Annotated in this window: 13 protein-coding genes and 2 pseudogenes; 7 read left to right on the forward strand and 8 right to left on the reverse strand. The window is 60.8% G+C overall.

What is annotated here, in order from left to right; genetic code table 11:
* Nucleotides 1-13: 13 nt before the first annotated feature.
* From BA011_RS10460 to BA011_RS10475, 4 genes are all read right to left on the reverse strand, one after another.
* Nucleotides 14-676 carry an amino acid ABC transporter permease gene (locus tag BA011_RS10460; protein WP_065280396.1) on the reverse strand — a complete coding sequence of 221 codons (663 nt, stop codon included), beginning with the start codon at nucleotides 674-676 and terminating at the stop codon, nucleotides 14-16.
* Nucleotides 673-1,332 (reverse strand): amino acid ABC transporter permease, encoded by a 660-nt coding sequence (locus BA011_RS10465; protein ID WP_065280397.1) that lies wholly within the window; start codon nucleotides 1,330-1,332, stop codon nucleotides 673-675. The genes BA011_RS10460 and BA011_RS10465 overlap by 4 nt, the downstream gene beginning before the upstream one ends.
* 7 nt (nucleotides 1,333-1,339) lie before the next feature.
* Nucleotides 1,340-2,092, reverse strand: a complete 753-nt coding sequence (locus tag BA011_RS10470) for an amino acid ABC transporter ATP-binding protein (protein WP_065280398.1) — start codon at nucleotides 2,090-2,092, stop codon at nucleotides 1,340-1,342.
* Between the two features lie 80 nt (nucleotides 2,093-2,172).
* A complete protein-coding gene (locus BA011_RS10475; RefSeq protein ID WP_065280399.1) occupies nucleotides 2,173-3,051 on the reverse strand; it encodes an ABC transporter substrate-binding protein in 879 nt (292 codons plus the stop codon).
* 163 nt (nucleotides 3,052-3,214) lie between these two features.
* On the opposite strand from BA011_RS10475, the gene BA011_RS10480 reads away from it, so the two are divergent.
* The 4 genes and pseudogenes from BA011_RS10480 to BA011_RS46535 all read left to right on the forward strand — a co-directional run bounded on the left by BA011_RS10480 (nucleotide 3,215) and on the right by BA011_RS46535 (nucleotide 5,351).
* The gene (locus tag BA011_RS10480) at nucleotides 3,215-4,270 is read left to right on the forward strand and encodes a GlxA family transcriptional regulator (protein ID WP_065280400.1); all 1,056 of its coding nucleotides are present in this window, start codon (nucleotides 3,215-3,217) and stop codon (nucleotides 4,268-4,270) included.
* Between the two features lie 149 nt (nucleotides 4,271-4,419).
* Nucleotides 4,420-4,893 (forward strand): MarR family winged helix-turn-helix transcriptional regulator, encoded by a 474-nt coding sequence (locus tag BA011_RS10485; RefSeq protein WP_151343443.1) that lies wholly within the window; start codon nucleotides 4,420-4,422, stop codon nucleotides 4,891-4,893.
* 110 nt (nucleotides 4,894-5,003) lie between these two features.
* A pseudogene (locus BA011_RS46530) lies at nucleotides 5,004-5,161 on the forward strand (NUDIX domain-containing protein).
* On the forward strand, nucleotides 5,130-5,351 hold the full coding sequence (locus BA011_RS46535; RefSeq protein WP_420493436.1) for a hypothetical protein: 222 nt from the start codon (nucleotides 5,130-5,132) through the stop codon (nucleotides 5,349-5,351). The pseudogene BA011_RS46530 and the gene BA011_RS46535 overlap by 32 nt, the downstream one beginning before the upstream one ends.
* Nucleotides 5,352-5,393: 42 nt before the next feature.
* On the opposite strand, the gene BA011_RS10495 is transcribed toward BA011_RS46535, so the two are convergent.
* On the reverse strand, nucleotides 5,394-6,506 hold the full coding sequence (locus BA011_RS10495) for a DUF3095 family protein (protein WP_237352631.1): 1,113 nt from the start codon (nucleotides 6,504-6,506) through the stop codon (nucleotides 5,394-5,396).
* On the opposite strand from BA011_RS10495, the pseudogene BA011_RS10500 reads away from it, so the two are divergent.
* Nucleotides 6,429-6,697, forward strand: a pseudogene (locus BA011_RS10500) (SAM-dependent methyltransferase); the annotation flags it as partial. The gene BA011_RS10495 and the pseudogene BA011_RS10500 sit on opposite strands and share 78 nt — an antisense overlap.
* Before the next feature lie 17 nt (nucleotides 6,698-6,714).
* Here BA011_RS10500 and BA011_RS10505 read toward each other — a convergent pair.
* The 3 genes from BA011_RS10505 to BA011_RS10515 form a co-directional block, all read right to left on the reverse strand.
* The gene (locus BA011_RS10505) at nucleotides 6,715-7,062 is read right to left on the reverse strand and encodes a CAP-Gly domain protein (protein ID WP_065280403.1); all 348 of its coding nucleotides are present in this window, start codon (nucleotides 7,060-7,062) and stop codon (nucleotides 6,715-6,717) included.
* Between the two features lie 140 nt (nucleotides 7,063-7,202).
* Nucleotides 7,203-8,531 carry an extensin family protein gene (locus BA011_RS10510; RefSeq protein ID WP_065280404.1) on the reverse strand — a complete coding sequence of 443 codons (1,329 nt, stop codon included), beginning with the start codon at nucleotides 8,529-8,531 and terminating at the stop codon, nucleotides 7,203-7,205.
* Nucleotides 8,532-8,682: 151 nt separating this feature from the next.
* Nucleotides 8,683-10,503: a methyl-accepting chemotaxis protein gene (locus BA011_RS10515; RefSeq protein WP_065280405.1), complete on the reverse strand. Its 1,821-nt coding sequence runs from the start codon at nucleotides 10,501-10,503 to the stop codon at nucleotides 8,683-8,685.
* 289 nt (nucleotides 10,504-10,792) lie between these two features.
* Between BA011_RS10515 and BA011_RS10520 the strand changes: the two genes are divergently transcribed.
* Together BA011_RS10520 and BA011_RS10525 are read left to right on the forward strand one after the other, a co-directional pair.
* Nucleotides 10,793-11,179 carry an acyl-CoA thioesterase gene (locus BA011_RS10520; protein WP_003540707.1) on the forward strand — a complete coding sequence of 129 codons (387 nt, stop codon included), beginning with the start codon at nucleotides 10,793-10,795 and terminating at the stop codon, nucleotides 11,177-11,179.
* Between the two features lie 19 nt (nucleotides 11,180-11,198).
* Complete coding sequence (locus tag BA011_RS10525) at nucleotides 11,199-11,786, forward strand: hypothetical protein (RefSeq protein WP_065280406.1); 588 nt, start codon at nucleotides 11,199-11,201, stop codon at nucleotides 11,784-11,786.
* Nucleotides 11,787-11,815 lie beyond the last annotated feature (29 nt).

The raw sequence follows: 11,815 nt of genomic DNA on the forward strand, positions 1-11,815 counted from the left end.
TTGTGATGACGAGTTAGCGGGCGGCCGGAAGGGCTAGCCGGCGCGAGAGGACCGAAAACGGCCAGGCTATCGCGAAATAGCAGAGCCCGACGGCAACATAGATTTGCAACGGAAGGAAATACTCCGTCGCCATTGACCGCCCCGTGAGCACCAGTTCGTCGACGGTAATCAGCGAAGCGAGAGAAGAATCCTTGAGCAGCGAGACGAAGGTGATGATCATCGGCGCCAGGATGACACGCGCGACCTGCGGCAGGATGATCAGGACAAAGCTCTGGGCCGGGGTAAAGCCCGCGGCCAGCGCTGCCTCGCTCTGCCCCGCCGGTATAGCCTTCAGACCGGCGCGGAAAAGCTCGGCGACCTGGGCCGCGAAACACAACGCCAGGCTGGCAATCGCCGCACCGAAAGCATCGAAGACGACCCCGATGCCCGGCAAGCCGAAATAAAGCAGAAACAGAACCGCCAATAGCGGCACGCCCCGCACGATCGTCACATAAAGAGCCGCAAAATACCTCAGAGCTGCGAAACTGGATTTCTGGCAGAGCGAAAGCAGCAGGCCGAAAACGAAGGCCAGGGCAAAGGCACAAACGGAAAGCAGCGCCGTATTCACCATCGCCCGCAGCAGCAGAGGCAGCCATTCGGCACCATAATCGCCATAGGGGGCCAGGAAAGCACTCATCCTTTCAATCTCCCGTAACGTCTTTCGAGGAACTGCGTGACCTGCATCAATGGCAGGCTCAGCAACAGGTAGAGTGCCGCCGCCGTCGCATAGATCATTGTTGTCTGGAAGGACGACGTCACCATTGAACGGGCGAAGAACATGATTTCCGGCGCCGCAATGGCCGAGACGACGGATGTATCCTTGAGAAGCTGCACCGCGTAGTTTCCGAGCCCCGGAAGCGCTATCCGCATGGCCTGCGGCGTCAGGATCTCAAAGATGGTCTGGAGTGGGGTCAGCCCTGCAGCAAGCGCCGCCTCCGCCTGCCCGCTCGGCAGCGCAGCAAAACCGGCGCGAAAGATTGCGCAGGTGATCGCCGCCCCGATGAGCCCGAGGCCCAGGATGGCCGCCGTGATCGACGTCAATTTCACGCCGAGGCTGGCAAGCCCGAAGTAGAGGATGAACAGATGCGTCAAGGCCGGCACATTGCAGAGGATTTCGCAGCCGGCATCGATCGCGAGATTGATGAATTTGATCCCAGCAAATTGTCTGAGCAGAGCGAGAAGGAACCCGAAGGCGGCTGCGAGCGCCAGCGAGGCGATCGTGACGAAAACGGTTACGCCAAGCCCGGCGACGAGCCCCTGGACGACCGAGAAGAATACAGAAAATCCAATCATGACACGCCTAGTGCCGGATCTTGTTGAGAAACGCTTGCGTGCGCGCCTCGCGGGGAGCGGTTATGACCTGGCGTGCCGGGCCGGATTCCACGATCGTGCCGCCGTCGAGAAACAGGACGCGGTCGGCAATGTCGCGCGCAAACGCGATCTCGTGCGTGACGATCAGCATCGTGCGCCCTTCGTCTGCCAGCTCCTCCATCACTTTCAGAACCTCCTGGACCAGTTCGGGATCGAGTGCCGATGTCGGCTCGTCGAACAGCATGAGCTTTGGCTTCTGGGCAAGCGCCCGCGCAATCGCGACACGCTGTTGCTGGCCGCCGGACAGCTCGAGCGGTGAGGCTTCAGCGCGGTGCGTCATATGGACTTTGGCCAGCATCTCCAAAGCCAGTTCGCGTGCCTCGGCGGCAGCCAGGCCGCGGACCTTGCGCGCCGCGATCGCCACGTTTTCCGTCACCGACAGATGCGGCCAGAGATTGAAGAGCTGGAAGACCATGCCCATCTCGGCGCGCTGCGGTGCAAGTTGCCGATCGCTCATGATACGGCCGTTGCGCGTACCGATCCGCTCGCCATCGAGGCGGATCTCGCCGGCACTGGGCTTTTCCAGAAAATTCATGCAGCGCAGACAGGTGGATTTCCCAGACCCCGATGGGCCGATCAGGGCAATCTTTTCACCTGGCGCGACGTCGAAATCGATGCCTTTCAGGACTTCGACAGGGCCATAGCTCTTGCGCAGGCCCGCAACGCTCAGAAGCGCATTCATCGCCGTTTCCTTATGCGATTATATCTTGGCGAAGATGGTGGACGAAAGCCGCCGATTGCAGCTTCCGTCCGCACGCTCGTTCAGCCGCCAGCTGCGCAGGACGGCAGCTTGTAATCTGCGGGGCGATCGACGCCGGCGCGGAAGTTTTGACCCACAGGCTTGAACCAGACATCCGACGACAATCCGTAGCGGGCGCCGATTTCCTTCATCTCGCAAGTCTTCCACATGTCGGCGATGATGGCGTCCATCTTCTGGCGCAGATCGTCGTTCTTCTGGTTGAGGCCATAGACGACCTGGCCGAGACCGGTCAGCAGCGGGAAATCCGGACTGTTATCGGTGAAGGCGAGGAAGTGCATATTCCAATCGGGGTTCTGCTTGATGGCGTAGGAGATCACCGGCGGATCGCCGATGACAGCGTCGATGCGCCCGGCGATAAGATCGCGTACGGCCGCATCGGAAGTGTCGTAGAGCGACAGTTGGAGATCCTTGATGCTCTTCAGTTCCGGGACGAACGAAAAGCCGGTGATCGTGCCGATCTTCTTGCCTTCCAGATCAGAAAGCTTGTCCCAGCTCGTCTTCGTCGACTGCATGATGCCGTTCTTGAAGTAGTGGATCGGCTCGGACAGAGTCATGATCTTCGTACGCTTTTCGGTCCAGCCCATGGTGCCGAGCATGACGTCGACGCGGCCTGACTGAACGGAGGCGATCGTACCCGACCATTCCATGAGCGCAGGCTGAATCTTGAGCCCGAGCTTGTCAGCAACGCGCTGCATGATTTCACCGTCATAGCCCACCAGCTTCCCGTCCTGCCAGCCGGAGCCGGGCATGTCGCCGGTGAAGGCAACCGTCAGCTTGCCCTGCTCGGCAACTTCGAAAGCATTGGCGATAGATGAAAGGGACATGAAGCCGCCTGCCAGCAGAGCGCACGTCACCATCCTTCTCGAAAGAGAAAGTGCCATTGTTCTGATCCTTGATTTGTTGGTTCCCCGGTCCGGTGGTTTCTGCTCCCCGGATGTCGCGTTCGACGAGAGAAAACTTGACACTGAAAGCTGCGGCTGAATTTTATAAATCGGACATTTTCTTTGAAAAAAGGACATGATGACCCTATCATCGCCACACGCCATGATCACATCCGAGGAACCTTCCGAAATATCTGCCAACGAGCCGGGCTATGTACGCTGGCTCGACGATCTTTGGGTCGAGCGACTTCTGGTTGCACGCGACCGAAAGGCCGATCTCTCCGTCGGCATTCTCCTCTGGCCGACCTTCCCTATGATGTCGCTGACGGGTATCGTCGAGCCTCTCAGGCATGCGGCGGACTTTGCCGACAATTCCCGTCCATTGCATTGTCGCTGGTCGATCATGGGGGCTCCGGGCCATGCGGCGGTTGCCAGCTGCGGCATCCGGGTTCACGCCGATGCGCCCTATACAAACCCAACCGACTTCGACTACGTCGTGGTTATCGGTGGCCTCCTGCCACATCTGCGTGCAGCACCTAGCAAGCATCGCGACTATCTCAGGGTGGCGGCATCAGCGGGAGTCCCGGTCATTGGCGTTTGTACAGGCGCCTTCATATTGGCGCAGGAGGGACTGCTCGCCGGCCGCAAGGCGTGCGTTCATCCCTTTCACGCGGAGGATTTCCGAATTGCCTTCCCGCGTCTTGCCTTCTCCACGCGCGATGACTTCCTGATCGAAAACGGCCGTATTACCGTGCCTGGCGGCGTATCGGTCCTGTCGCTGATGACGGAGCTCATTCGCACGCATTGCGGACCGGATCGGGCGGCCAAGGCTGTGCACCAGCTTTCGCTCACGGAACAAAAGCACATGAGCGCCTTCGATCACGGCCGCGCTACAACATTTCGCCGCACAGAAGATTCGCGCATACAGCGAGCCGTCGTTCTCATCGAGAGTCGGAAAGGCCGCGACGTCTCACCGGAACAGGTGGCCTCTCTGGTCGGCCTGTCACCACGCCAGTTCGCGCGTCTCTTCCAGGACAATATCGGCATGACTCCGAAGCGTTTTATCGTTGAAACGAGATTGCGCTATGGCCGGTTTCTGGTCGAAAACAGCACACTGCCCATGACGGCGATCGCCTTTGAAATCGGATTCTCCGACTCCGCCCATTTCGCGACCGCTTTTCGCAAGAAGTATGGGAAGCCTCCCAGGAGTTTCCGCTGATCTTTGTCGAGTCACCACAAACGGCAGGATCGAAAACCGACTTCGACACTATTGCGATTTAATCGGATGCGATTTATATAGATCTCATCGTCAGAAAGCTTGGACAGGATGGATCTATGCCGGCATCTAAAGCAGCTAAGGGGCCGGATATGCCTGCACTCACCTCTCCGCAGTCGGGCAAGGGCGGTCGCAAGCTTTCCAATTTTCTGTGCTTCGCGGTCTATTCGGCAAATCTCGCCTTCGGCCGCGCCTACAAGGCGATCCTGGACGACCTTGGCCTGACCTATACCCAATATATCGCCATGGTGGCCCTCTCCGAAGAGGACGACCAGACCGTCGGGGTGTTGGGGGAAAAGATGTTTCTCGAATCCAACACGCTGACGCCCATCCTCAAGAAGCTGGAGTCGAATGGTTATGTCACCCGTCACCGCGATCCCGCCGACGAGCGGCAGGTGCGGGTCAGCCTGACGCCGGCAGGGCGCCAACTCGTTGAAACCGATCCCGGCGACGCGCTGCTTGGCGCCACCGGCCTCGGCGACGACTTTCCCGTCGTGCAGAAATCGGTGACGACGCTGCGCGACAACCTCCTGCGGTCAACGCAGGGCGAACCGGCGAAATCGTGATCGCGGCATCAGTCGGCAGTTGCTGACATAACGGAGAAGACGAGATGCCCGAGATCGCTATGGGCGCCCTGAGCCAGAACGGAACCGTTCTTCTGGCCAGACGCAATTCCATGCGCAAGGCGAACCCGGATCGCTGGAGCCTGCCGGGCGGCTATATCGAAAACGGCGAAGACGCCGAGAGGCAATGCGCCGGGAATTGATGGAAGAAATAGGCGTGACGCCGCAGCGTTGGCAGTTTGCGGGAAAGCTCGTATCGGAAGGCCCCTGAGGCATCCGTCACCTTCCATGTCTATCGCATCGATCAGTGGCATGGCTATCCGCGGCTGGTCGATGACGAACACACCGAGCTTAGATGGTTTAGCCTCGCCGCGATAGAAGGCGAAGCCGAGCTGGCGCCGCCTCAGCTCGGCGAAATGCTCGCAAAGCTGATCAGCTGGGAAACGGGGAAGCCCGCTTAGATCTCTTGGCGGCCATGATCCCCGCGCCGGCTGGGTCCTGAGCTACGGAGCATGATGCCGGACGACATCGCAAAATGCGCCTTCCTCCATCATCTCGGCGGCCCTGGCATAGCCGCCGCCCATTCCATCGAGGAAATGCAGGTGCGAATCCGGCCTGTCCGATGGCACGAGACAGGTCATCAGGGCATGCGACTGACGGTGCAGTCCGAAGTTGATCTTGCCGCGCGCCCTCGCCGGAACAAGGATCGCTTCGACCCTGTCGATCTGTTCGCGCGTGCAGTCCAGCGTCAAACGCAAACCATCATCGAATTTGCGGAAATCCGAATTGGCCGCGACCTCCGACCAGCCTTTCGCATCGACCTGCTTCCCGCTGTCTCCATCGGGGGGAATGCCACCGGGAAGCGGATGAGATTGGCGCGGCGCGGCATTGAAAACCGCAAGGACGCGTTTCGCCAGCGCCGCAAAGACCTCGGGACTGATATGGTCGCGAGACTCGACCAGCAGCGACAGGATCTCGCCCCGCTGGCTTGGGAACGGGGTCCAGTCACAGCTGAGGGCGGTCAGGTCTGGCTTCGTCGCGTAGCGGCCCGGCTTGACCAGATACCGGCCGTTCTTGATCTGCTGCTCGGCCCATTTGAGCCTGCCCCCTGTAAGCATCGCATAGGTCGCGTTCTCGGAGGCGGCATAACGGGCAATTCTGACGTCGCGCCCACTGGTGCGGATTTCGCGTACGGTCAGCAGCCCGATACGAAGGGTAAGATCGAGATCGGCTCTTGCAAAGTCCGCGACCTGCCGCAATGCCGATGTCGCCGCCATGATGGCCTGTGGCGGCAAGGCGAATGCGGCCCCGTCTCCGCGAAACACGAAGGGGAAATCGAACGATCCCCAGGCATTGCCGAGGGCGGCGATGATCGATGCGCCCGCATAGTTGACGTCTTCATAGCGCCCCGACCGGATCGCCGTGGTCGAGTTGACGACATCAGTGATGCCGACCAGCCAGTCATCGGGCAACGGCTCATAGACATCAGGGTCGAGCACATGTGAAAACTCGTCAAAGGCCTGGTGTGACTGGCCGTGGCTGCCGAAGCCTTCGGATATGACGCTGCCGAGCGATCGATGCGGTCGCAGTTTGGAAACGTGAGCATGTCGCAGCATCCGGCCAGCCTGCGGATCACTGAGCCCGAGGATGTCTTCCTGGCGCTCACCTCCTATCCGTCCGGCGATGGCGCCGGCGGACCTCAACTCACCAGGTTCCGTCAAGCCATTGCCGATGCGTTCAGCCAACGCAGCGGCGTGCTTGAGGTCGCAAAGAGACCGCGCTGTTCCTGAGCAGAAAGACGGCCTGATTGCTGTCGTGGGGCGTTCAGACCTTCTCTTTCTTCCTGATTTTTTCCTTCGGTTCCACCGGTGCATCGGGCCTCGGCGCCAACAGCTTGCGCAGTGACGAGATCTTGTCCTTCACCAGCGGCCGGAACCGCGTGGCGCGATAGGGCATGTCGGCCGCTCCATATCCCTCCGGCCCGTCGTCATTGCCGCGGTTGATTTCCGCGAGCTTCACCCCGATGAAGGTGCCGTCGATATAATGGGTATATTCACCCACCCAGCGGATCGTATAGATCTCGCCCTTGCGGATGAGCTGGTCGATGCTGACATGCTTGAATTTATCATCGATGCAGACGACCTTCTGGCCGACATGGAAATCATAACTCATGGATCAAACTCTCGAAACGGCAATCCGCCTCGCCGATCTATAGCGTGCCTTGTGGCGCGGATGAACCGTTTTCTCGTAGCTGGGCCCCGATTGATGCGACACCAGTTGCACCCATGCCGCACGCTTTAAGGTGGCATGCATCAATCGCAATAGGCCTTGCCGCTCTTGCGGGAGCGAAGATCGAAGTGGAAGTGGTTCCAGTGCTCCGGGTTGCTGCCGGGGCCGAGCACGGTGTTGAAATAGCGGCAGCTGTCGCTGCGCACCGCCTTCAAAAGCCGCCCTTCGCGCAGCGAGAACAGGCCCTTCTTGCGCACGTCGATCTCGTGGCCGTTCTTCAGCACGAACTTGCCGACGTCGATGGCGTTGCCGCGGGCGTGTTCCGACATCGGATTGTATTTCTGCCGGCTGTTGTTCATGCGCCGGCAGGAATAGCCGCCGAGCGGCTGGATCGTCTTGATGCCGGACCAGTAACGGTAGCGGGCGGACGGCGCCAGTTCGTTCTTCACCCATTTGGCGAAGGCAAGCGTCACCTGGCAGTTCAGCGTCACGGCGGGGCGGACGCCGATATTGCCGGAAAGCCCCTTCAGCGACACCGGATAGGGCACCTGGCAGGCCGGCCCGTTAGAGATCGGCGGCTTGTTGTCGAAGAGTACGCCCATGCGCTTCAGCTCGCGTCGGCAGGCAAGCTCGGAGGACGGCATGACGCTGGGATCAACGGGCGCCGCCGGTTCGCTCATCATCGGATTGTTCGGCCGCAGCATCGCGACCTCTTCGCTCTCGTCCTCTTCGGGAACACGGGTCGGCGCCACCACAGGGCTGCCGTCGTTCCAGGCGGGCGCCCGGCTCATCTGTGCCTCGGCCGCCGGCTGCGGCATTGGCTGCTGCGGGGGCTGGCGCATGGGCTGGTTGAGCTGCGTCGGGTTATCGGTGCCGATGCCGTCGACAACCGGCTCGGTGGCGTTGCCCTCGGCGATCTGTTGCTGTTGTTCCTGCGCCAGTCCGACGACCGGCTCCGCCCCGAGATCGTCATCCATGTTGACGCCGCCGGACGGGATCGCTAGCGCCTGCGTGCCGCCCCAGTTGCCGCTCGGTTGGCCTGCCGCCAGTGCCTCGTCGCTGTCGATCATCGGCAACCTGCCCCCCTGCGCCGGTGCGGCCCGCGCCCCCGGAGCGGTCCGCGCCGTCTGGCCGGTGCCGGCAAGGTTTGGCGTGTCGAGGTAATCGACGGAGCCCTGGCTATTGCCGACGGGCGCGCTGGAAACCGGATAGGAGGCCTGGCTCTCCACCGGCGCCATGCGCACGGCGGGCGCCATGCGCGCTGCCCCCCGCGACGGCGAGATCGAACTGACCCTGGTGCCGTTGTCGACATTGGCCGGCGGCACCAGCCCGTCGCTGATCGAACAGGTCGTCAGCGCCGCCGAAAGCAGCAAGGGCAAAAGGGATCGCCGAGGAAAGGAAACAAACGCCATACTCTTATCGCTTCCACAGGCTGGCTGGGCAGTGACCGAAAAAACTCACTCCAATTTTAATTAAAAACGGTGAATGAAAACTTACCGGCACAATCTGCACGCGACGGAAGTGAAAAAGGCCGGTTTCCCGGCCTTTGTTCAGTGGCTTAACTCACGCTGCCCGTGTGTATCTAGCCCCGGCTCTTTGCTCCGCCCCGCGCAGGCGGAAATTCGAAAGCAGCGTCTTCAGCTGGGTGCTCTCGTCGGCGAGCGTGCGGCTGGCTGCCGTCGTCTCCTCAACCATCGCGGCATTCTGCTGCGTCATCTGGTCCATGTGATTGACGGAGCCGTTGATCTCGTTCAGCCCGGTCGACTGCTCTCGCGCCGCCGTCGCGATCGATGCGACATGATCGTTGACCTGGTTGACCAGCGCCTCGATCTCCAGCAGCGCCTCACCCGTCGAGCGCACCAGCGCCACCCCGCCCTCGACTTCCGTCGCCGACCGGCTGATCAGTTCCTTGATCTCTTTGGCCGCATTGGCGGACCGCTGGGCAAGTTCGCGCACTTCCTGGGCGACGACGGCAAAGCCGCGGCCCGCCTCGCCCGCCCGCGCAGCCTCGACGCCGGCATTCAGCGCCAGAAGGTTCGTCTGGAAGGCGATCTCGTCGATGACCGAGATGATTTGACCGATGCGGTTGGAGGAATCCTCAATCCGGCCCATCGCCGTCACCGCGTTGCGGACGATCTCGCCGGATTTTCCGGCACTCGCCTTGGTCTCCGCCACCATCTCGCGTGCCTCGTTCGCCCGTTCGGATGCCGTCTTGACCGTCGCGGTGATCTCGTCGAGAGCGGCCGCCGTCTCTTCCAGCGCAGCAGCCTGCTGTTCCGTGCGCTTCGACAGGTTGCCGGTTGCCTCGCTGATATCGGACGCGCTGTCGTTGACGACGCGGCTCGATTCGGCGATCGCGTGGATGACGCCGTTCAGCGCGTCGACCGCCGCATTGAAGTCGTTCCTGAGCTTGGCGTAATCGTCGCCGATATCGCCGATCGCAACCGTCAGATCGCCGCTCGCAAGCTTCTCGAGGCCGACGCCGAGCGCCTGCATCGCATGGGTCTGCCGTTCGGAGGCAGAGCGCAGGCTCGCCTCGTTGCCACGGCGCTCTTCTTCGATCTGCCGCTGCCTCTCGTCTTCCCGGCCGCGCAGCGCGCTGCGCTCATCGACGGAGTCGCGCAGCACCAGCAGCACCTTGGCCATCTGGCCGACCTCGTCGCGATACTCGCTGCCGGCGATCTCTACCGACGCTTCTTCGGCAGCAATAGCATTCATCGCTTTCCTCAGCCGGGCAATCGGCGCCGTCACGCTGCGCACGATGGCAAAGGCAATCGCGATCGTCGCCGCAGCGCCGATCAGGCAGGCCATCGTGGCCCAGAGCAAATTCTGGCGATAAAGCGCGGCAAGGTCGTCGGCATAGACGCCGGTGCCGACGATCCAGCCCCAGGGCTCGAAACCGGCGACATAGGAGTATTTCAGCACCGGCTCATCGGCGCCCGGCTTCGGCCAGAGATAGTCGACGAAACCCTTGCCGTCCTTCTTCACCTTGTTGACGAACTCGACGAACAGGAATTTACCGGTCGGGTCCTTCATCTGCGAGATATCGGTACCATCAAGCGCCGGCTTAATCGGGTGCATCACCATTTTGGGATGCATGTCGTTGATCCAGAAATAGCCGTCGGCGCCGTAGCGCATCGCGCCGATCACGTCTTTGGCGGCCGCCTGCGCCTGCTCGCGGGTCATCGTGCCCGCCTGCTCCATCTTGTAATATTTTTCGAAGATGCCGAGCGCCGTCGCATCCAACTGCGCCAGCCCTGCCTTCCGCTCGTCTTCCAGCTCGGAGTAAGAATAGTTCAGAAAGAAGACCATCGTCGCCGCGAGCACGGCAAGCGTGAAGCCAACGAGACAATAAAGACGGGTGGAAATCTTGACGTTGCGCATGAGGTTCCCAGCGATTCTTATAGGTGAAATCAATCGCATTCTGAATTGCCGGAATTACTGGAGCGTAAAGCTTAATTAGAAGAAGATTAAATAACGTAAGGTCAGGTGAGAACTACAAAATTCAACCATTTGAAATAAAACGAAATTTCAATCGACAACGACAGCAACATTTTTCCCGTCGGCCGTCTGTAGCGCTTGGTCTTGCCGTCTTTTACAGCCCTCGGCCTTTGCACTAGGGTGCTTCGCAGTGAATCGCCGGCCCGACGCCGCACCAGATGGAGAAGACTTGATGACCGATGCCGCCAAGCCGAGAGGCGAATTGACGCTGAGGACGCTTGCCATGCCCGGTGACGCCAATCCGGCCGGCGATATCTTCGGCGGCTGGGTCATGGCGCAGATGGACCTTGCCTCTGGCATCCGCGCTGCCGAGCGCGCCAAGGGCCGCGTCGTCACCGCCGCCGTCAAGGAGATGGCCTTCGAACTGCCGGTCAAGATCGGCGACACTTTGTCTGTCTATACCGATATCGACCGTGTCGGCCGCACCTCGATCACGCTCTGCGTCGAAGCCTGGGCGCACCGCGCACGTTACGCCAAGATGGAAAAGGTCACAGCTGGCACCTTCATCATGGTGGCGCTCGACGAAGAGGGCAAACCGAAGCAAGTCCCCGAGGAGTGACAGCCTAAGGATCGAAAGCATGGAAACGGTCAGCACGCCGGAGGTCTTCCTTCACATCAAGGTGGTGATGGGCATGGTCATCAGCCTTTCTCTCGCGAGAGTGCTCACCGGCCTTGCCGGCATCGTCCAGCATCCCGCCAAGGCCAAGGTCTATCCCATCCATCTCGGTTGGGCGCTGTCGATGTTCCTGTTCATCATCCATATCTGGTGGTGGGAATATCGCCTGCAGGCGGTGCCGGCGATCGGCTTCGGCATCTATCTCTTCCTCATCTGCTTCTGCAGTCTGTTCTTCCTGCTCTGCGCCCTGCTCTTTCCGGCCTCGCTCGACGAATATGGCGGCTACGAGGAATATTTCATCTCGCGGCGCAAATGGTTCTTCGGCATCCTCGGCCTCACCTACGCCGTCGATATTCTCGACACGGCAATCAAGGGCCATGAGCGCATCCTCTCGCTCGGCTGGGAATACCCAGCTCGCAACATCATCTACATCCTCCTCTGCGCCATCGCCGCCTGGACCGCCAACCGCCGCTTCCACACCGCCTTCATCATCGCCAACCTGATCTACCAGATCAGCTTCATCTTCCGGCTTTATGATGTGCTGGGGTGAGACGTGGTCCCGCGAAGCGGGAGCAATCG

Source organism: Rhizobium leguminosarum (assembly GCF_001679785.1).
Lineage (GTDB): Bacteria > Pseudomonadota > Alphaproteobacteria > Rhizobiales > Rhizobiaceae > Rhizobium > Rhizobium leguminosarum_R.